The following is an 18,230-nucleotide window of genomic DNA, read 5'->3' as shown; positions in this document are numbered from 1 at the left end:
AGTAGCTTCACAGTATATGATTCTGAAACTTCCACACTCAAACACTCTGTGTCCTCCCGGTTCGTTACAGTTTCCTTCGTTGTTACAGTAAAGCTGGTGATGGCTTATCGGATATACTCATCGCTTTTACCGGTATAGTCATAACTATTGGCAGCTATTAAAACCTCAGCGATAACACTGTGCCAGATGCGGTGGCAATTTTCTGATGAAGCCTCATATTCTTGTCCATGGGATTAAGTTTTGTCGTTGGAGGCTAACATCATTGCATTAGGTTTACATCAATTACATTATAAAAGGCATTAGAGGTATCCGCAACGTCCCACACCCCTAGAATGACATGATAACCACTGCGATCAGTTGGTACATAAATCTTATGAGAAAGATTAGTATCCGCCGTTGAACCATCGTGATCTACTGTTCCAATTAATTCAAACTCATCTCTTGTTAATGGTTTGTTTGGATTCCAATCTTTCTTGGTTATATAATAGTGCCACTTTGATGTAGCGTGAGGAGCAGTATAGTGCCAAGTAAAGGTGTTTAGGCCCCCATGTATGTTTTGTTTTACCCAGTGATCTGCAGTCTGCCTGTCTAGCCCAAAGTCAATTTGACCAGAACCTCCATTTGCAGATGCAATTTTCCCATCTGGTGGACCCGCGGATGGAAACCCTTTTTGTCCTTCTACCGATTGAGGACTATCAATTACGGAACCATATTTTTGTGCAGCTGCCGTCCAACCAATTATTTGTTTTTCTAATGATCCCATGTACGCTCTGCTAGCAGGTTCTTTTATATACCCGTGTGCAGATACATCACCTGCAAATAAAGTAGCACCAACACCTAGAACAGCAGTTAGAACAGCACCTTTGATAAAACCCTTCATTACCAACTCATTCCTCCCTTTGCTGCAACATTTTTCTCTTTCCTGATATAATAATTCATTATATGTCAGGTAATCTCCTTCTTTATTTTTGATGGCAAACACTCTTCAATCTCTGCTTTGGCAACTCCAAAACACATATCATATGCAGCATCATTTAACCATGCGGCTCGATATATGTGTTCTGTATCTTCTTAAAGTGATTCACCAATTTATTACTTGAATCATTCTTGTCTAAAGTTTTGTTCTTTTTACCTAAACGGGCAGGTATAATGAAACTGTAAAAAGAAAACAAAAAAAATCTTAAGGAGGATTTTTGTGTTTCAAACCTTGGACCATTTTTTGAAATCATGGGAGTTCGAAGCCGATGCTACACAGAAACTGCTAAATAGTCTAACTGATGAATCACTTAAACAAGAAATCACTTCACAAAATTGGACTTTAGGCCGTATTGCTTGGCATACTGTTGCAGCCATTCGCATCATTACCTCAAATACAGACTTAACATTTCATGCCCCTGCTGATGATTACCCTGTTCCTACTTCGGCTCAGTTTATAGCAGACAGCTATCATCAAGCCAGTAATGCATTTGTACAGGCATTAAAAAACCAATGGACTGATCATACACTTCAAGAACGCATCAACTTTATTGGTCAACAATTGCCAAATGGTTCACTTTTGATGTTTTTGATTCAACATCAAAATCACCACCGAGGACAAATGACTGTTCTTATGAGACAAGCAGGATTAACTGTTCCTGGTATTTATGGTCCAGCAAAAGAGGAATGGACAACATTTGGTTTGGAACCCCCGCAAATGTAAGCAAACTTTTTTATAAAGAAGTTAACCCATTACAATATATAAAAGCATGTGTTGATCAATTTTTTTCAAAACATGCTCTTTTCTTTTGTTCACATCAGAAATAATGTCTGGCATTTTTTTAATCTCTTTTTAAATTGTGTTGATACACATTAAAATGGGTAAAAATTTATTAAGGTGATTTCTTTGAATAATGATCAAAAAGGTACTCATTACTCTTCATTTATTTTTTCAACGATGGTGGTGTTGTTGGTCGCAATCTTTCCTCCATACACTTCTTGGTTTGTGACTGTTTTCTTTTTGGGCTTTGCACTTATATATACTTTCCGAAAACATAAAGCAAGTTCGTCAAAAGCAATTTCTTATATTTCATATTTCTTGTTCATCGTTGCGTTGGTTTACACATTAGTAAATATATCGTTTTAAGCCTCCCAGAAAGGGAGGATTTTTGTTTAAACTCTATTCAGCGACCTTTGGGTCACCTCTATCTGTAATGAGAAAGCTATCAGATCCAGCAAAATACGATGACCAATGCAAACCCTAGTGCCTGACAAGATACTTCATATTTAAATTATTGTACTCACCCTTAATATGAGAGTCTTTGTTATTCTTAATTATATTGTAATAGGGTTTTAAGCCTCCTTGGATACTGAATTTATTACAGTATTCATTGGCATATACCAACTTACCATTTCTACCTGCAATTTATCGTTTTTGAATTGTGAGGAGGTTGCTTCTGTCCACTCTTTTTAAGTTAACTCATTTTTGCCGATATAAAAGCTCGATAACTTTTTATAAAAGTTAGACTTTTTGTTCTTAACAGTCCCATCTTTAACGAGGATAACGTTTTGAGGATCTGGTTCAACTACCGAGATATTTTTAATTTGCTTAAGGCTTATATTTGATGAAGAAGGATTATATGAAGGTGTATGTTGAGAGCAAGAGCAAAAAATTGAAAGCATTCTCATTTTAATACTATTCCATTAAACTTATAGGGAAAGTTATAAAACCTGATGGAGAATACCCTACCAGCAATGCCAAGGCCGTTCGCCTAGTAGAAAACGACCTTTAACCATTACTAACGATTTTAATAATCATTTACCATGCCCGAGGCATATATTAGAATTCCAACTAAAAGACTGTCGCCTCTTAGTAACTCACAATCACAATGATTATAAAACTTCTCAAGGAACGATCAGCAGCCCGTTAGCTACCCCTGATTAAAGATGATCTGTTACCACACTGTTACGTTAGAACTTCCACTACTTCGATATCCCTCTGTCGCTAAGACTTGGTAAGACCAATTACTACCCAGATTCATCCCATATCTCTTCCATGCGTTAACGTGATTGCTGAAAGTGATTGTAGCGTTGCTTCCAGTTGGTCTCTTCGACTGGCGAACACTCCAGTACTGCGTAAAAGTAGTTTTATCGCCATCAATGGAAGGTGCATCATAACGTGTAGTTGTGTATACGTCATATGTACCCCCATCACTGTAAACCGTACCTTTATACGTTCCAGTAGGTCTATAAGTACCCCATGAATCCACTACATAATATTCTATGAGAGGGGATCGCGTCCAACCATATAAAGTCAAATATGCATTGCCGTTCGGCGCCCAAACTCCGGCATTATAGTTTATCGTCCTAAATGGCGAACCTGTAGTCCAACCTTTACCAACAACGAAATTTCCGGTATTAGACCAATTCACACTGTAATTCCCGCCAGACCCATTGACAGCGTTTACTGTTCCGCCCCCATCAGTCCAATTTTGCCAGTAGTCTGTATTAGCTGCAGAGGCGTTTGCCGAAAACAAGCTCATACTCATCAAAGCTGCCGTTAACCCAACTAAGAATTTCTTTGTAAACTTAAACATATGTTACCTCCTATAATATTTTTTCTGACTTTGACATGAGGTAGCACTCGTATCTATTTAAAACATCCTTAATTACTACCCCAAAGCTTCTGATCGTTCCCTTCAATATAATACCATGAATTTATGAGTGAATATTACAAATATTTGTAATTTAATTACAAGGGCCCAAAAATTACATTATAAGTAATCTTGTTTCACCATAACCTAATCCTTTTTTCGTAGAATCGCAATTCTTGTTTCTAAATCTGATGGAGTAATATCTGCGATTAATCCCCATTTGAACCATTTCATATAAAGGAGATATACATTAGAGATTGTGAAGTCATTTTAGCTGCCCTAGGTGGTGCCTTTGAAGCTGTAATGGAACGTTTCGTGTCCAAAAAATCAGATCATTTATTGGTTACTGTGTCTTCAATGTTATCTACAAAGACGGACAGTCAAAGGAAACGGACTCGCTTACTTCAACCTGACCAAAGAAAAGAATTTAGAGGGAATCGTGCTCAAGAAAGCTGATCCCCATTATGAAATTAATAAACGTTCATATAATTAGCTCAAAGTGATCAATTACGATTACACTGAAGTACTCATAACCGACTACACCAAGAAGGATATAACATTTCTTCTGTCTTACTCTGATGGAACTGCAGCTGGGTTTATGGAATTCATGCCACATGCAGAACGAAGTAAGTTCCACTCTATGAAACAAGTAAAGTCTGAATCTGATGAATATGAGAGTTTAATCTTTCCGTTACATAACTCCTTACTGCCAAGCTCTTTAAAGTTGAATAAAAATTTAGTACATAGATTAATTAGTTACTCTCTATTAAATAAATGTTTTATTCCAAGTTTCATTTCATCTTTATTAATGAGGCAGCCATATGAATGCCATATAAAAGAGAGTTCATTTTTCAGCTCCTTGAAATCTAAATAGCATCACAATTTTAAGTTAAGTTTAAAGAGTATCATCTTGAGAAACTCCCCTTTAATTGGTAAGCTGACACATAGGTCATAAAAGCAGGTGATATCTTAAATAAAAGAATCGGAATAATTGGATTAATTGTTTCCTTAATTGTTCAAGGGTTTTCAGCAAGTGATTCGTTTACTCATGAAATTGCTATGGTTTCTCTATTTGTATTCTTGATGATTTATAATTTCGAACATGCTAAGGATTTCTCTAAAAAATCTCTAATAGCATTAGGAGCAATCTTTATAACTCTAATGCTAGGTATATATCAGCTCCTTTCCTTGACCGGTGATTACTTTGATAGCCACAATGTAAATATTGGACTTATCATCTTACTTGAGATCGCTTTGATCATTGTATTGGTATCTATTGCAGTGAATTTAATGAAGCTTATTGCAAATCGGTTAAGGAAAACGCCTCATGGTAAAGAGTTTTAACTCTTGCCTTGTGGTCTCTTATGTATGAAATCACAAGTAATATCAAATTTCTCAGGTTCCATTTCCTCTGTTTCTCGCTGCGCAACCCAAAAAACTTGTTTCAGCATTTCCAGCGTACGCTGCAAGTACAAGCCCGGATCAGGGAATTGCAAATGTTACAAATGATGAATTTAAAACCCAAGCTATCACATGGGATCTACCTAGCACTACAGGTATTTTTGCCAACACATTTGAAAAAGACGGAATCCGCTGGTATTTAAAAGGAATTACAAAAATCTCAGAAGGACATTGGATTGGCCATTACGAAGGTGTACGAATATAAAGATTGCAATTGGGGGCTTCTAGCTCCCTTTTTTAACCTCAAGAACTTCTTCTCGAGTATGATTGAAATATTTGTGCCTCGAACCATAAGTTTATTCGTATATAACAACGACCTCATCATTGTCTAAAAACAGCAGATCGTCCCCATTCGATAATTGCACCCAAAAAGCTTCCTCTGGTTCATTCCTATAGTCATAAATTGCGACTACCTTTTTATTTGATCCTCCGCTTATCGGTTTCTCTTAGACAAAATAATCGATTTAATCATAAACTTCAATCCAAACCAAGTTTGACCACGTTTGTGCCTTCAAGTAACTTCTAATCACAAGATTGAATATTATCCGTTAACACACTTGGTCCCAACTGTTGAGTTCTAGAATTAGTAAGACGAACTTGAACTTTAACATTCTTCATTTCGGCTGTAATTAAGTCATACCTTCCCGCCCAACTAGGGCTCTCTTCCTCAGGAGTAGGATACAGTTTAAACCGCCAACTAATCTCACCTGGTATAGTAGCAAATCCTTCGTAACTGTCGTAATTTCCAAAAGAAGAAGGAGCAGGAAGATGGACAGCAAGAATGCTTATATTGGTTCTGGCAGCACTCGGCGGGTTCAATTGCACCTTATAGATTAATGCTACACCTTTAGCATTTTTAAGATTTTTATTTACCGGCTCCAGTATTACACTGCAAGGCATTGGACTGGCGTTTGTTTGAAGGGGATAGGCAACAATCATACTTAATAAGGATAAAACTAAAATAAATTGTTTCATTGATAGTTCCTCACAATTTTTTCGTTAATTTTCCTGATTTCTGGATTGATTATTCATATGTATTTAATTAAAACTTCATTTTTTTATTTAATCCCTTCAGAAAAATGCTCTTCCTAAATTATTGTTTCTCCCTTTGCACAAGTATTTAAATTTCCTTAACTTCCTCTGTTCGAGTGAACATCATGTTTATGTTTTATAAAGCATCAAAAATCCTTATGTTTACTACTTTTTTAGCTCTTTTTAAATTTTTATGATAAGCCTGTTAATTGTAGAGGAAATATGATTTGACTGTATATGGTGACGATTTGACAGAGAAATTTAATGCCCTCCTAACTGCTTTAACCAATGGGTCATATTGTTGGCCCAACTACTCAAGGAATGTCTGATAGTGAACAGGCATTGGAATATGATTCACCAAAAAAAACCCCCTATCCATCTCTTGTTTTTCCGTTTTTTAAGTTATATTAATCTTCCTTATTCATTTAAATATGATAAAATATTACATATTTAGATATTTAATATAGAAGGGAGATGCAGCGAAGTAATACAATGAAAAAGGAGACCATAAAGTGGCTGTTGCTTATTATGAGAAAGTGCTTTATGCCCGTAAACAAATTCAGAGAGGGGATTGTCTTTATGAAACTTAAGCATGCATCTGTCTTTATTTTAGCCATTGTTTTAATTGGATTTGTAAGCAATTATTTAACTAACACTCAAAAAGATGTCCAAGAAGCACGCAGAGGACATACAGCCAGTATTGGTTTTACTGATGGTCATTCGTATGAAATTGCAAGCAGAGGACATACTTCTTAATATGTTTTTCTTATACCCCCTCCAAATTGAGGGGGTTATTTTTATGATTTATGTCCCCCAGTAAGTCCAGCTCTGTGAAGTGCAGTTCCTGCGGGTGTATAAGAGACTGCTCTCAGAATGGCTTTCGATCCATACTTGCTTCTAATCCCATCCATTACAAACCTGAGTCTCCTTCTCTTTTCATTATTCACTTCAAATAAACTCAACTGCTGATTAACATCATCCTCAATATTTGATAGTGTGACTGAGATACTTCACACAGTCTTACCCGAGTAAAACGTATGAAAGAGCATCAAGCAGTATTAATCTTATTCATTATGCAATAATTCAAAACGTGCAATTTCCCATTCTTTTTTCGCTTTTAATGGTGTTGTATTAACCTTTTTCCCTGATTTTAAGTCATAGGAGGTTATTTCCCCTAAGACTTTCTCTTTTTGCATGTCAAACCCTTTGATAAGGACGTACATGTTACTATCATCAAATTTAATATCATTCAATAACATTTCGCTATTGCCTGCATAAAATTTGAAAGATTTTTTCTTATTTAGATTTTCATCAAAAAAGCTAACTTTTCCATTGTATGAGACAGCAACAATCTCATCATTTATTCTTTTTAATTTTGTTGGTATGAATCCATTCTCCATTACAACTTCTTTTTTTGTTTTTAATGTCTCCTTATCAATCAACAGTATTTTTGAAGCTTCTTTTTCATTTACATTATCATTAATAGCTAACATAAATGTTCTTTCATCAAAAATTTGGAATTCATCTTTATCATCTGTGAAATAAACTGTTTTATTTGGAATGGAGGCCTTCTTTTCCTGCTTGTTCGTTTTGGGATTAATTGAGATGATGGACATATTCTCTTCATCACTAGTAATAGCGTAAATTTTATTATCAAGGACTTGTGCCGAAACAATCTCTCCATCAAGTTTAATTTGGTTTTTCTTTTGTTTGTCATCTTTCCAATAAACCAATTCACCTTGTAATCCTGAGTCAGTGTACCCAACGTTTATATCATGTAACACATAATTCTCTGAAGTGTTAATGAAAAAAGCTCCTTCATCTTCGGTTGCTTTAGACAAGCTTTTATCATTAAATTTCTTAATACGCCCAGTTTTGTTATTGACCATAAAATGGTTATTGCTTCTGTTTGAAGAAAAAAACGTATCATCTTTATTGTATGATGATGTGCTAAGATTAACAGCATCCTTTATTAAGATGCTATACTGTATTGATCCATTCTCTTTGTATATAGCAAACTCAGCACCTCTGTTTAATGTGTGTGAAAAGCCAACAATGAAGTCTCCTTTGGTTATATTTTTTAATTCAGTTTTATGATTGCTGCTCCTTTCTGTTTTATTTCCTGTCGGTTGTAAATCACAAGAACACGTGACTATAAGAATACTCGCCAGAATAAAAAGGGTCTTTAGTCTTTTCATTTTTTCCTCCTTATGAAGCAACAAAACAATCGGTTTTAATCCGATTGTTTTGGCTTTTTCTGATTTGTTTAAATCATCATTTTCTGTGGTGGAATATTACCGTATTGTCTGATTTGACTAATTCCATTGGACTTATATTGTCAATGTCGTGTCCTTGTTTTTTCCAAGAACGCCATGCTAGTTGAGAGCAGTAGAATTTTAGGTAAGTAGAATGGTAGTTATAGCTGCTAAACAATTAATAACTATTATAAATGTGTACAAATCCATTTAGTTTCACACCTTTTGATTAAAAGGATTCTTTTATCTTAATGGCTCTCCCGAAGCTATATGCCAATGTAGATGCTTCGAATCCTGATACTTTCCCAAGTTTGTAAGTACTCTACAAGAACCGCTTTCTTTTGTTACCATAGCTGCAACCTTTTTTATTACACCAAGCAACTCAACTAGTAGCTCGTTATCCTCTTCTTCCAAAGTTATTAAAGAAGAAATATGCTTTTTAGGAATTGCAACTATATGGACGGGCCAAAAAGGTCTTGTATGATGATACGCCAATACATTCTCGGTTTCTAAAACTTTATTTACTTTTGTTTTTCCACTTAATACTTCATCGCAATAAAAGTCTTCACTCATTATTAATCCCCCTTATAGTGTTTAGATTTGATCATCATAGCCAATTACAAATTAACCAAATACTCTTCTCAAGTATTTGGTTCTTTGTTGGTTCTATACCATCCTTTAAAGTGGTCAACCACATGAATCATTTATTTTCTCTGCTTTTCCTTTTGAATCCATGCCTAATTGGGTAAAGCCACCTTTGCTGCTTAGCGGTTCTCCATCCCCTTGCTTATCAGATTGTATAAGAGCTATGTAGTATCTCCTAAGTCTAGGCCAAAAGGTTATAGAGCCACCAAAGTGATCTCGATAGTGATTAACATTAAGCTTTGGTTTATAGCCCTTTGACTTTAAATATTCGGCAATTTCTTCAGCGTCAAATTCTTGACCTATTTGACCTCTTTCTTTAAGCACATTCTAAACCCAACTCTGAATGAAATGATTATTTTATTACTATTATACTACAATTTTCCATGGCCACACTAAACAAAAAAGCAGTCTATTCAGATCTGCTGCTTAGTGTTTTCATCTTTTAACTTTTTGTTTAGCTTGAACCCTATTAAGACATTGACAATCGCAGCTGGAAAATATAAAATCCCTGCGCCCATTATTCCTAACAAGGTACTTGAACCCACTATAAATGCCTGCATTTCTATGTTTCTTGACTTCAAGCTAAGTAATACTAGTATACCAGCTAAAACCCCCATAAGCCGTGCAATACCTGGAATAAAGAAATCTGTTAGGACTCCAAATAATTGCCCTATAATTGATAGCGTAATACCGAAAAAACTGGATAATAAAATTAAATTTTTAATGTCATTTCACTCCTTTTCAAAGCCGTCCAATCAACATACTCAAACCGCTTTTAATACAAGTCTTCAAGTATAGCAGCCCATTCAATCCATCCTTCAGCAACAATGCTTTTCTTTTCCTCACCTTCAATCCACTCTATCCAATACACATGAACACCCCTTACCGAGTCACAACTTGAATTTCCCTTACCTCACATTGCACATTACATTTCATTTGAGCTCACTTGCTATTTCAATGACTTCTAATATATTATGCATTTTAGAAGCTTCGTGAAGGTCGCTAGATGTCAAATAACCGTCCTCATCTAACTTAAATGATTTGAGGTATTCCTTGTTTTCAAACTGCAGTACATAAAAATAAACAACCAAAGGCATAAATCAACCTCTTATAAATAATTTTGTAATCCTTATTGTTAATGGTAACAAACCGATTAACATGAAAAAGGCAATCACATTAAGCCTATTTTTGAAAAACAGATTGGCCAAATCTCTTTCCATTCCATCTGACGTTTTTGGTTCATGATCTCTTTTTAAACTCTTCATCATAATCCTGGTCAACAAAAATGAACTTAATGCCGGTCAACTCCAAACTAGATAATTAAAAAATAAGCTAATCCAATCATTTGTTCCTCCCTATAACTAACGAAATTTGGATATATTTTGTAGGTAATCTTGGGAAGAGGAGTATGAAACAAATGGGTATGTTACTTCAATCGTTTATGATTACAAGGAGTATCCTGTTGTAAAGTATGGCAGATGCGACAATCGCCATTACACTCTGTTCAAAAGCTCAGCGTAAAAAGTGGTGTATTCTTGCGAGAATGCCGGCGTTGTGGTATGAAAAAAGAGCATTTAATTTAATGCTCTTTTCAGTTAAATTCTGTGCCTATTTCCGAATTTTAATAGTAGGAACAACTGCTTCACCATCAAAAATATTGATAATCTCCATTCCAATCACAGTTGCTTTAACACCAACAAGAGCCTATCTTTTTTCAGAAGTGCCTGCGTCTTGGATTAAGACCGTCATCGTGTTAAGGTTAATTCATGACTGCATAAGGAGTGATACTTTGCTAAAAGTTGTGAAAATTTCAGTTTCTTGCATTGCATTATTCTTGTGCGTATACTCACTGTTTAATCAAGATGAATTGTTGTTGCTGGTTGTTCAATTATTTGTTGCAGGCCTTTTATCAGTAGTCGGAGTTGAAGCGATATTAAACAAACAAAAACTGTCTGGATATTTACTGTTTGGATCAGCAGCCTTCTTACTTGTTGTAAACGTTGTTAAATCCATTATTTAATTTGATTCTTGATAAATACTGAATCCCAGAACCAGTAAACCGCTGCTGCTACAAAACTCAAATAATAAAAGCTCACATGTTTAACCTCACTAAGCACATAAGATGGATCACTCGCTAAGGAAAACAAGAATAATGCGATTAGCGCTACTACGATATAAATTAATAAGTACTGCACACTGAATTTCTTTACTTTTTTTCGAAGTAAAATTTGCAACGGAACAGCAAATATTGTATATGGGATAAATGCATATAATGGTATGATAAAGATGGTTATCAGCATCCAAGGTTCGAAATTGGAGTAAATAAAACCATAAAACCCAATGATAATTCCGTATGTAATGCATGAGAGCGCTAGTGTAAGACCGTATATAGCCAAATTTTTTTTATTAATACTCAAAACTCTTAACCTCCAAAAAAATAACTCACTCTAAAAAGAATTGTAATTCAGTTATGCAATTGATCAATCTTCGTCCATTTTCGTCAAACTCCAAATAACAAATTCCCGCCTATAAACCAGAAAAAAGGAAATGGAAACATAATTGCATTTAAGACTATTCCATATACAGCACACCGTTTATTTGCCTTTATTGAGACCAACGCCAAGATGATCCCATAGGGGAAAGTATTAATGGAAAAAACACCGGCATACCTTGCCATGGTATTGAAATAACTCCAGTAAAAAAATTAATAATTAAGATAGCTGAGATAGTTGGAATAGTGATTGAAAAAACAGCTGCAGTTTTTTTAACATTCATATTGAAGGCAAGTCTCCGTTCTCTTTTAAATCGTAGTTTTATTTAAATATATTTCTAATAAAGTTGCTTATATCAGGAGTATAAGCTGCTATAAACATTGGGATTAACACTACACCAAATATTCACTATATAATATTAAATTTTTGAAAGCACACTGTTAGAAAACTTGTAATTCTTTCCTCACCTTGTAACTTTAGTATACCATTTATTTCTGAGTGATCGATATTGTTATGATCTTGCTTTTTGGAAAATCAATAACTCATGCATCTCAATGTTTAAGTAAGTACAGACTTTATCCAACAACTCTCTTAGATACTGCTCCATCAGCAATACTTAAAAATCCTTAATCGTTCATTTCCACTCTTCCTCTAAAATAGCGTAGTAATATTCATCCCACCATTCATTGCCTCGTGGAATACATCTTTTGAAAAAGCCTTCTCTTCTCATTCCGATTTTCTCCATAACTCGGTATGAGGGAATATTCTCAGGTTGACAAGTAGCTATAATCCTATGTAAATTCATTTCTTTAAATCCATATTCCAAAATCGCTTGTGCTGCTTCAGAAGCATATCCTCTATTTTGATAATTCGGATTAAACACCCACCCGATCTCGTATGTATGTTCACCAAAATACTTATAAAAAACAATATGCCCTATAAGGAAATCTTCATCTATTAGTATTACAGGAAATTTTTCAGCGTTATCACCCTTGTTTTTATTTACAAATTCTTTTGCATCTTCTTCAGTAAAAATCCCTTCTGGTATATACTTCATAACATTAATATCTGATGTATACTCATATACAGCTTTCCAATCTTTGAATTTAAATTCACGTATTAATAACCTTTTTGTTGTTATATGCATAAAGGAACTCCCCTCAAAATACTTAAACTTAGTCTTTATTTCGATAAAAAGACATCAATAACCTCTAAAACACTACCCTTATTCACAAACAACTCAGGAAATTCTGATAGGGAACAAGCAATAGAATACGATTCACCGAGATAAAACCCCTACCCTTCTCTTAATTGAGGAGGGTATTTAAATGAAAAATCGCCAAAAACTTTACACCCTTTTACATTTTTTTCAATGATTATGTTATGATTGTTTTCTAGAGATTTTTGAAATATTCAGAAAGAGGGGTTTGAATGAGTCAGATTGCTGCAGAAGTTGTCGCTACTACACTGAATGACTGGTACATTGCTATAAAAAAACAAAAGGTAGATGAATCAATTAAATATTATTCAGAGATAAAAAAACTTTTTGATGATATGGAAGAAGATCAAGAAGTTCTCGCGTATTATAGTCTATTAGAAGAAAGACATAAAATGTTGCTGCATTCCTCACGAGGAGAACCTTTGCAAAAGCACACCTATTTTACTGAAGACAATCAAAACTTCATTAAAAAAACAAATGATAAATTAGAATACAACTTTTATTTATTTGAAGCAATGTATGAGGCATACAACAAAAACTATGATCGAGCAATTAACTTATATGGATTAGCTGAGAAAAAGCTTGCAGAAATTCCGGATGAAATTGAAGCAGCTGAATTTTACTCTAAAGTCTCTTACTTATACACTCTTGTTAAACAAAGCATTGTGGCACAACACTATATAAAAAATGCAATTTCAATATATAAGCGACACCCTGATTATAAATGCAAACTAGCTACATCAACAATGATTGCAGCTGCAAACTATGCTGATATGAAACGTTTTGAGGAAGCAGAAAAATATTATTTAGAAGCAATTGATATTGCAAAAGAAACAAAAGATGAATTTTTGAAAGCTCAATTATACCACAATCTTAGTATCGTTTATTCTGATTGGAGCAAACCTGATAAATGCATTGAATCTCTTGAAAAAGCAATAGAATATGAATCTTGGTTACATTCAATTTATTATATAAATTCTTTATTCATGATGATTAAAGAACTCTTTAAAATTGACGAAAAAATGAAAGCCATTAATTTTTACAATAAAGCACAGGAAAGACTCATATTAATGGAGAATAAAGTATACGAAGCCAAAATTAGCATCTTATATAACCTTTATTGTGGGGAATTAAAAAATAATTTTAGTAACTGTAATAGTAATATTGAGTTTTTAAAACAACAAAATGAACTTGAAAGTGTAGATGAATTGTCCTACATCGCTGCAAAAAGGTTTGAATCAATAGGTGCTTTTGAAGAAGCAACAAGCTTTTTCAATGCGAAAATTTGGGCTGAACAGAAAATGAACCAGGTGGAGGGAATCTTATGAAAAAACTTGTGCTTTGCGTATCTATTTTAGCTGTAATTTTAAGTGGGGTAGCTTTAACGCAATTAAGTACAGATTCACCATCTAACATCCAGGTAGCTGAAAGGCCTGTCGGAGGTTAAAAAAGGTTGATTCATTAATCTAGCCCTACTCATACTTTGAGTGGGCTTTTATTTTATGATTTATGTCCCCAGTAAGCCCAGCTCTATGAAGCGCTGTCCCTGCGGGTGTGTTAAGAGACTACTCTTAGTATCGCATTCGATCCGTATTTGCTTCTAATTCCACCCATAACGAACCCAAGCTTCCTTCTCTTCTCGTTATCCACTTCAAATAAACTCAACTGCTGATGAACATCATCCTCAATACTTCTCACTGTTTTATCCGAGTAAAACTTATTAAAAAGCATCAAGCAGCATCTATAAATGTCCATCGTGATATTTGTGGGAAGATCAATTGTTTTGGATCGATGGAATTCACCACCAAGCTCATCCTTGCTGTACCCAATTCCCAGGCTGATCGTTCGACCAACTTTATTGTGTGTACGTGCCCTTCTTGCGACTTCCTCACATATCTCCAAAAGAACGGCTTTAATCTCTTCTCTCTTTGTATATTCCCTAAGCAAAATCTGACTCTTCCCAAAACTAATCTGACCCTGCATCAATGGAGCACCTATTTCAGATAAATCGATCCCATGAGCATGATAATACAACTGGTTCCCCATTATTCCAAATTTCTTCTCAAGTAGCTCTAATGGAAATTTGGCTAACTGACCTACAGTCGATATTCCCATCCGATTTAGGTTTCTTTCCATCCTCCCTCCTATCCCCCACATTTTAGACAAAGGTCGAACCTTCCAGAGTTTATTTGGCACATCTTCATATCTCCAACGTGCAATGCCACTCTTCGTTTTCTTACTCTCCAGGTCAAGTGCAAGCTTACTTAACAACATATTGTCACCAATCCCAACTGTACACATAAGCCCAAATTCTCTCCACATGCTGCTTTGGATTGCTTTGGCCATTTCTTCAGGATCTTCTTTTCCTGCATCTAAAAAAGATTCATCAATTAAAGGAGTTCCGCCAACAAAATGCGGATTTCGCATGCCAAGTATTTTTCACATAAAAAAACCGGATTCCCACTCCATGGGTTCCGGCTTTGCTTATATTAAAGTAATGTTTTTACATTTCGTGTATATTTCATTGATTCTCTGATCTTGTCGAAAATAGCTAAGACCTCAATGTGTGTAGCAAACCATCAATATTCATCATTCACTAAGTATCGTTATCGCTGCTCAAGAAGATAAAAGAATAACCGTCCACTTTGACAGTGATTTTTAATTTGATTTAAGCATTACAATATTTCAATGTATCCTTCTGTTCCATTCACGCGAATTCGTTGCCCGTCTTTGATTAGTCTGGTTGCGTTTTCCACTCCGACAACTGCCGGCAAGCCATATTCACGCGCGATGACCGATCCATGGGTCATCAGTCCCCCAACTTCGGTGACTAGACCTTTTATGGATACAAATAATGGTGTCCAGCCAGGGTCGGTAAAGGAGGTGACTAATATATCTCCGTCTTCCAGATCGGCATTTTCCATGTTTAAAATGACACGCGCTCTTCCTTCTATCACTCCGGAAGAAACAGGTAGACCTACAATCGCATTAGCCGGCAAATTTTCTCGCTTGTACTCACCGGAGAATATTTCACCATCAGACGTGAAAACGCGCGGAGGGGTTAGTTTTTCGAAAAATTTGTAATCCTCTTTTCGTTTGTTGATGATCTGATCACCAAGTTTGTTTGCGCGTACAACTTCGTGAAGTTCTTCAAAAGTGAGATAGTACACATCTTCTTTGTCATGGATAACGCCAGCTTGAACGAGTCGCTCAGCTTCTTTCAGTAAAGCCTGCTTATAAACGAAGAAACGGCTAACATAACCGTATTTGGGATACTCTCTATACCCAATGAAATTCCGAATGAGGTCAATCATTCGTTTGGTTTCTTTAGCCTTTTGTTCACCATCTGGCAATTGCTTCAATCGACCTATTAACTCTTGTTCTTTTTCTAAAGCTTCTTGGCGGCCTTGCTCAAATTTTCGATTGCCTGTATTAGGCTCAAAGTTCTTGATGTTACCAAGAATCATCGGGACAAGTGTAATTGGTTTTTCACTCCAACGAGCTTTCGTAATATCGATTTCTCCGGCACATCGCATCCCGTATTTGCTTAGATAATCACAGATAGCGTCTTTGGTTTCCCTTCCTCCATCAAACTTAACCAATTCATCCAGAAAGTTATCTTCTTTTGCATGCTGCAAATAATCAATCACTTCTGGATATGGGCGAATCACATCCGCGACATCCATCAGCGCCAGACCCATTTCCGACGTAATATTACCCGGTACAGATTGAGAAAGCGTATCAGCTGCGTTTGTTTCGCCTAACCACGTGTTCATGTTTTCATTGATCCATGCTGAGGCATTCATCGCAGCCATAAAAACAGCCGAACTTTGCGGGTCAAATAAAATCTTCTTTAATTCCTGGATATCTTCCAGAATAAAATCAAACAAATCCGATCCCGATTTCGTTAGAATGTTTTGTTTTAACTCTTTTATTGATGCTTGACTACGCTTAATCAAATCAGAAACGATTGTCGGATCGTTCTCGAATTGTGCCAGCATATCTGTATGACTTCTGCCCAAAATCGGTGCCGTTTGATCATTTGGTAACAATTTAATAAAATCTCGCTCTATTATGGTCATAAGTGCGCCTTTTATAAGCGGATCGGATTCCATGGTATTTAATAAATTTTTTCGGCCGACAGGTGTAGCCAGCCTAGGTGCAACATCTACAAACAACCTTCCACCGGCTTTATGCATAGGCGCAGGAGTAATTAACAGGTAAAAAGACAATCCAAGAGGTTTTATGGGATCTGTCATCATTTGTTGATGACCAACAGATACATAGACGTGATTATCTTGATCAATCGCTTCAGGGATCGGGTATAAAGTAGTGATCGGCCGACTCTGAACAATATAAAACGTATCATCAGCCAAACACCATTCGATATCTTGCGGCTGGCCGAAATGAGCTTCGATCTCCCTTCCAATGTGTTCCAGCTGTAGAATTTGCCCGTCAGTGAGTGTTTGAGACATCTGCCGATCAGGTTCAATCTGCTTAGTCTCTGTTCCGCCTTCTTCCCTTCCATAGATAGCTAATTTTTTGGTTGCGATCCTCTTCTCAACGATTTCCTCGTCCCGCACTTTATAACAATCTGCAGATACGAAGCCAGAAACCAGTGCTTCACCAAGTCCAAAACCGGCATCGATGGATAACACCTTTCGGTTAGAGGTAATCGGATCAGCGGTAAATAAAACCCCCGAAGCCTGAGGGAAAACCATCCTTTGAACGATAACGGATAAATAAACTTGTTTGTGGTCGAATCCATTTTGCATGCGGTAGATTACCGCTCGTTCTGTAAATAGGGAAGCCCAGCATTTGCTGATATGCTGCAAGATCGCTTCTTTGCCGATAATATTTAGATAGGTATCTTGTTGACCTGCAAAAGAAGCATGTGGTAGATCTTCAGCAGTCGCACTCGAACGCACGGCATAGGCATGTTCCTCGCCAAACTGGGAGAGATAGTGAGCAATTGCTTTCACAACATCGGAAGGAATTTCTACTTCCATAATGATTTGTCGAATTTTCCTGCTGATTTTACCAATTTGATCTCGATCCTCAACTTTTAACACGGCCAATTGATCCAACAACACTTGTAACGTTAAGTTTTGTTCGATAGCTTTTTGATATCCTACTGTTGTGACACAAAATCCTTCTGGTACTTGTATACCTTGAATTTTTGATAATTCACCTACATTTAACCCTTTTCCTCCAACAAGCAAATGCTGTGTTTTTTCAATTTCGTGAAAACCAAGAACCAAAGAACTCATTCTACATCTCCCCTTCAAAAATAAAAATTGACAAGAGCTTTACAGCATGATATAATGAAAATATAAGATGGATAACTATAACTTTTATTAATAAAGCGCACGTAGCATGATTATATCACCGTGTCTATTTTTGTGCAATATAAAAAGAACTTGGGCAATTTCACCAGGTTCTTTTTTAATTTCCCGCTACCATTAGCCACATTAAAAAACAGGGTTTCCTCCAATCT

At 35.8% G+C, this 18,230-nt stretch carries 19 protein-coding genes and 12 pseudogenes; 12 read left to right on the top strand and 19 right to left on the bottom strand.

The window, feature by feature from the left end; all coding sequences use genetic code 11:
* Nucleotides 1-259: 259 nt before the first annotated feature.
* Nucleotides 260-880 carry a lytic polysaccharide monooxygenase auxiliary activity family 9 protein gene (locus NST16_RS07810; protein ID WP_340888317.1) on the bottom strand — a complete coding sequence of 207 codons (621 nt, stop codon included), beginning with the start codon at nt 878-880 and terminating at the stop codon, nt 260-262.
* A gap of 315 nt (nt 881-1,195) precedes the next feature.
* On the opposite strand from NST16_RS07810, the gene NST16_RS07805 reads away from it, so the two are divergent.
* Together NST16_RS07805 and NST16_RS07800 are read left to right on the top strand one after the other, a co-directional pair.
* Nucleotides 1,196-1,699, top strand: a complete 504-nt coding sequence (locus tag NST16_RS07805; protein ID WP_010334512.1) for a DinB family protein — start codon at nt 1,196-1,198, stop codon at nt 1,697-1,699.
* A gap of 183 nt (nt 1,700-1,882) precedes the next feature.
* Nucleotides 1,883-2,122, top strand: coding sequence for a hypothetical protein (locus NST16_RS07800; RefSeq protein WP_340885409.1), 240 nt, complete (start codon nt 1,883-1,885; stop codon nt 2,120-2,122).
* Between the two features lie 808 nt (nt 2,123-2,930).
* Here NST16_RS07800 and NST16_RS07795 read toward each other — a convergent pair.
* Nucleotides 2,931-3,572 (bottom strand): glycoside hydrolase family 11 protein, encoded by a 642-nt coding sequence (locus NST16_RS07795; protein ID WP_010334513.1) that lies wholly within the window; start codon nt 3,570-3,572, stop codon nt 2,931-2,933.
* Nucleotides 3,573-3,782: 210 nt separating this feature from the next.
* A pseudogene (locus NST16_RS07790) lies at nt 3,783-3,854 on the bottom strand (hypothetical protein); the annotation flags it as partial.
* A gap of 24 nt (nt 3,855-3,878) precedes the next feature.
* Here NST16_RS07790 and NST16_RS07785 point away from each other — a divergent pair.
* The 3 genes and pseudogenes from NST16_RS07785 to NST16_RS07775 form a co-directional block, all read left to right on the top strand.
* Nucleotides 3,879-4,302, top strand: a pseudogene (locus tag NST16_RS07785) (ATP-dependent DNA ligase); the annotation flags it as partial.
* 293 nt (nt 4,303-4,595) lie between these two features.
* Nucleotides 4,596-4,973: a YoqO family protein gene (locus NST16_RS07780; protein ID WP_340888316.1), complete on the top strand. Its 378-nt coding sequence runs from the start codon at nt 4,596-4,598 to the stop codon at nt 4,971-4,973.
* Nucleotides 4,974-5,019: 46 nt separating this feature from the next.
* The gene (locus NST16_RS07775; protein WP_340888314.1) at nt 5,020-5,295 is read left to right on the top strand and encodes an LCI fold-containing protein; all 276 of its coding nucleotides are present in this window, start codon (nt 5,020-5,022) and stop codon (nt 5,293-5,295) included.
* Nucleotides 5,296-5,386: 91 nt separating this feature from the next.
* On the opposite strand, the pseudogene NST16_RS07770 reads toward NST16_RS07775, so the two are convergent.
* Both NST16_RS07770 and NST16_RS07765 read right to left on the bottom strand, forming a co-directional pair.
* Nucleotides 5,387-5,533 (bottom strand): annotated as a pseudogene (locus tag NST16_RS07770) (hypothetical protein); the annotation flags it as partial.
* Between the two features lie 79 nt (nt 5,534-5,612).
* Nucleotides 5,613-6,065: a hypothetical protein gene (locus NST16_RS07765; protein ID WP_340885405.1), complete on the bottom strand. Its 453-nt coding sequence runs from the start codon at nt 6,063-6,065 to the stop codon at nt 5,613-5,615.
* 345 nt (nt 6,066-6,410) lie between these two features.
* On the opposite strand from NST16_RS07765, the gene NST16_RS20810 reads away from it, so the two are divergent.
* From NST16_RS20810 to NST16_RS07755, 3 genes and pseudogenes are all read left to right on the top strand, one after another.
* Nucleotides 6,411-6,533, top strand: coding sequence for a phage holin (locus tag NST16_RS20810; protein WP_445684574.1), 123 nt, complete (start codon nt 6,411-6,413; stop codon nt 6,531-6,533).
* A gap of 77 nt (nt 6,534-6,610) precedes the next feature.
* Nucleotides 6,611-6,712: pseudogene (locus NST16_RS07760) on the top strand (tetratricopeptide repeat protein); the annotation flags it as partial.
* Nucleotides 6,702-6,878 carry an aspartate phosphatase gene (locus tag NST16_RS07755; protein ID WP_340885402.1) on the top strand — a complete coding sequence of 59 codons (177 nt, stop codon included), beginning with the start codon at nt 6,702-6,704 and terminating at the stop codon, nt 6,876-6,878. The pseudogene NST16_RS07760 and the gene NST16_RS07755, both read left to right, overlap by 11 nt.
* Before the next feature lie 41 nt (nt 6,879-6,919).
* Here the strand turns inward: NST16_RS07755 and NST16_RS07750 are convergent.
* From NST16_RS07750 to NST16_RS07715, 8 genes and pseudogenes are all read right to left on the bottom strand, one after another.
* Nucleotides 6,920-7,177 (bottom strand): annotated as a pseudogene (locus NST16_RS07750) (UV damage repair protein UvrX); the annotation flags it as partial.
* A 9-nt stretch (nt 7,178-7,186) separates the two neighbouring features.
* Nucleotides 7,187-8,320, bottom strand: a complete 1,134-nt coding sequence (locus tag NST16_RS07745) for a hypothetical protein (RefSeq protein WP_340885399.1) — start codon at nt 8,318-8,320, stop codon at nt 7,187-7,189.
* A gap of 300 nt (nt 8,321-8,620) precedes the next feature.
* Nucleotides 8,621-8,950, bottom strand: a complete 330-nt coding sequence (locus NST16_RS07740) for an HIT domain-containing protein (protein WP_168748021.1) — start codon at nt 8,948-8,950, stop codon at nt 8,621-8,623.
* Between the two features lie 114 nt (nt 8,951-9,064).
* Entirely contained in the window at nt 9,065-9,346 is a 282-nt protein-coding gene (locus NST16_RS07735; protein WP_340885393.1) for a hypothetical protein, read from the bottom strand.
* Nucleotides 9,347-9,435: 89 nt separating this feature from the next.
* The gene (locus tag NST16_RS07730; protein ID WP_326232451.1) at nt 9,436-9,747 is read right to left on the bottom strand and encodes a hypothetical protein; all 312 of its coding nucleotides are present in this window, start codon (nt 9,745-9,747) and stop codon (nt 9,436-9,438) included.
* Nucleotides 9,748-9,800: 53 nt separating this feature from the next.
* A pseudogene (locus NST16_RS07725) lies at nt 9,801-9,893 on the bottom strand (hypothetical protein); the annotation flags it as partial.
* An 11-nt stretch (nt 9,894-9,904) separates the two neighbouring features.
* Nucleotides 9,905-10,119, bottom strand: a pseudogene (locus tag NST16_RS07720) (hypothetical protein).
* Between the two features lie 3 nt (nt 10,120-10,122).
* Nucleotides 10,123-10,367, bottom strand: a pseudogene (locus tag NST16_RS07715) (hypothetical protein).
* Nucleotides 10,368-10,456: 89 nt separating this feature from the next.
* Here NST16_RS07715 and NST16_RS07710 point away from each other — a divergent pair.
* A pseudogene (locus tag NST16_RS07710) lies at nt 10,457-10,605 on the top strand (hypothetical protein).
* A gap of 206 nt (nt 10,606-10,811) precedes the next feature.
* On the top strand, nt 10,812-11,042 hold the full coding sequence (locus NST16_RS07705) for a hypothetical protein (protein WP_286059914.1): 231 nt from the start codon (nt 10,812-10,814) through the stop codon (nt 11,040-11,042).
* On the opposite strand, the gene NST16_RS07700 is transcribed toward NST16_RS07705, so the two are convergent.
* The 4 genes and pseudogenes from NST16_RS07700 to NST16_RS07685 all read right to left on the bottom strand — a co-directional run bounded on the left by NST16_RS07700 (nt 11,035) and on the right by NST16_RS07685 (nt 12,661).
* The gene (locus NST16_RS07700; protein WP_340888311.1) at nt 11,035-11,418 is read right to left on the bottom strand and encodes a UPF0715 family protein; all 384 of its coding nucleotides are present in this window, start codon (nt 11,416-11,418) and stop codon (nt 11,035-11,037) included. The genes NST16_RS07705 and NST16_RS07700 overlap by 8 nt on opposite strands.
* Before the next feature lie 104 nt (nt 11,419-11,522).
* A pseudogene (locus NST16_RS07695) lies at nt 11,523-11,797 on the bottom strand (hypothetical protein).
* Nucleotides 11,798-12,009: 212 nt separating this feature from the next.
* Nucleotides 12,010-12,121 (bottom strand): annotated as a pseudogene (locus NST16_RS07690) (helix-turn-helix domain-containing protein); the annotation flags it as partial.
* Between the two features lie 27 nt (nt 12,122-12,148).
* The gene (locus NST16_RS07685; protein WP_340885389.1) at nt 12,149-12,661 is read right to left on the bottom strand and encodes a GNAT family N-acetyltransferase; all 513 of its coding nucleotides are present in this window, start codon (nt 12,659-12,661) and stop codon (nt 12,149-12,151) included.
* A gap of 284 nt (nt 12,662-12,945) precedes the next feature.
* Between NST16_RS07685 and rapK the strand changes: the two genes are divergently transcribed.
* Both rapK and phrK read left to right on the top strand, forming a co-directional pair.
* Complete coding sequence (gene rapK, locus NST16_RS07680; protein WP_340885385.1) at nt 12,946-14,061, top strand: response regulator aspartate phosphatase RapK; 1,116 nt, start codon at nt 12,946-12,948, stop codon at nt 14,059-14,061.
* A complete protein-coding gene (gene phrK, locus NST16_RS07675) occupies nt 14,058-14,180 on the top strand; it encodes a phosphatase RapK inhibitor PhrK (protein ID WP_004399440.1) in 123 nt (40 codons plus the stop codon). Before rapK ends, phrK begins: the two co-directional genes overlap by 4 nt.
* 25 nt (nt 14,181-14,205) lie before the next feature.
* Here the strand turns inward: phrK and NST16_RS07670 are convergent.
* Nucleotides 14,206-15,124: pseudogene (locus NST16_RS07670) on the bottom strand (DinB/UmuC family translesion DNA polymerase); the annotation flags it as partial.
* Between the two features lie 284 nt (nt 15,125-15,408).
* Nucleotides 15,409-18,003 carry a phosphoenolpyruvate synthase gene (gene ppsA / locus NST16_RS07665; protein ID WP_340885382.1) on the bottom strand — a complete coding sequence of 865 codons (2,595 nt, stop codon included), beginning with the start codon at nt 18,001-18,003 and terminating at the stop codon, nt 15,409-15,411.
* Nucleotides 18,004-18,230 lie beyond the last annotated feature (227 nt).

Source organism: Bacillus sp. FSL K6-1005 (assembly GCF_038000225.1).
Classification (GTDB): domain Bacteria; phylum Bacillota; class Bacilli; order Bacillales; family Bacillaceae; genus Bacillus; species Bacillus mojavensis.
This window is presented reverse-complemented; position numbering and strand designations above follow the sequence as displayed.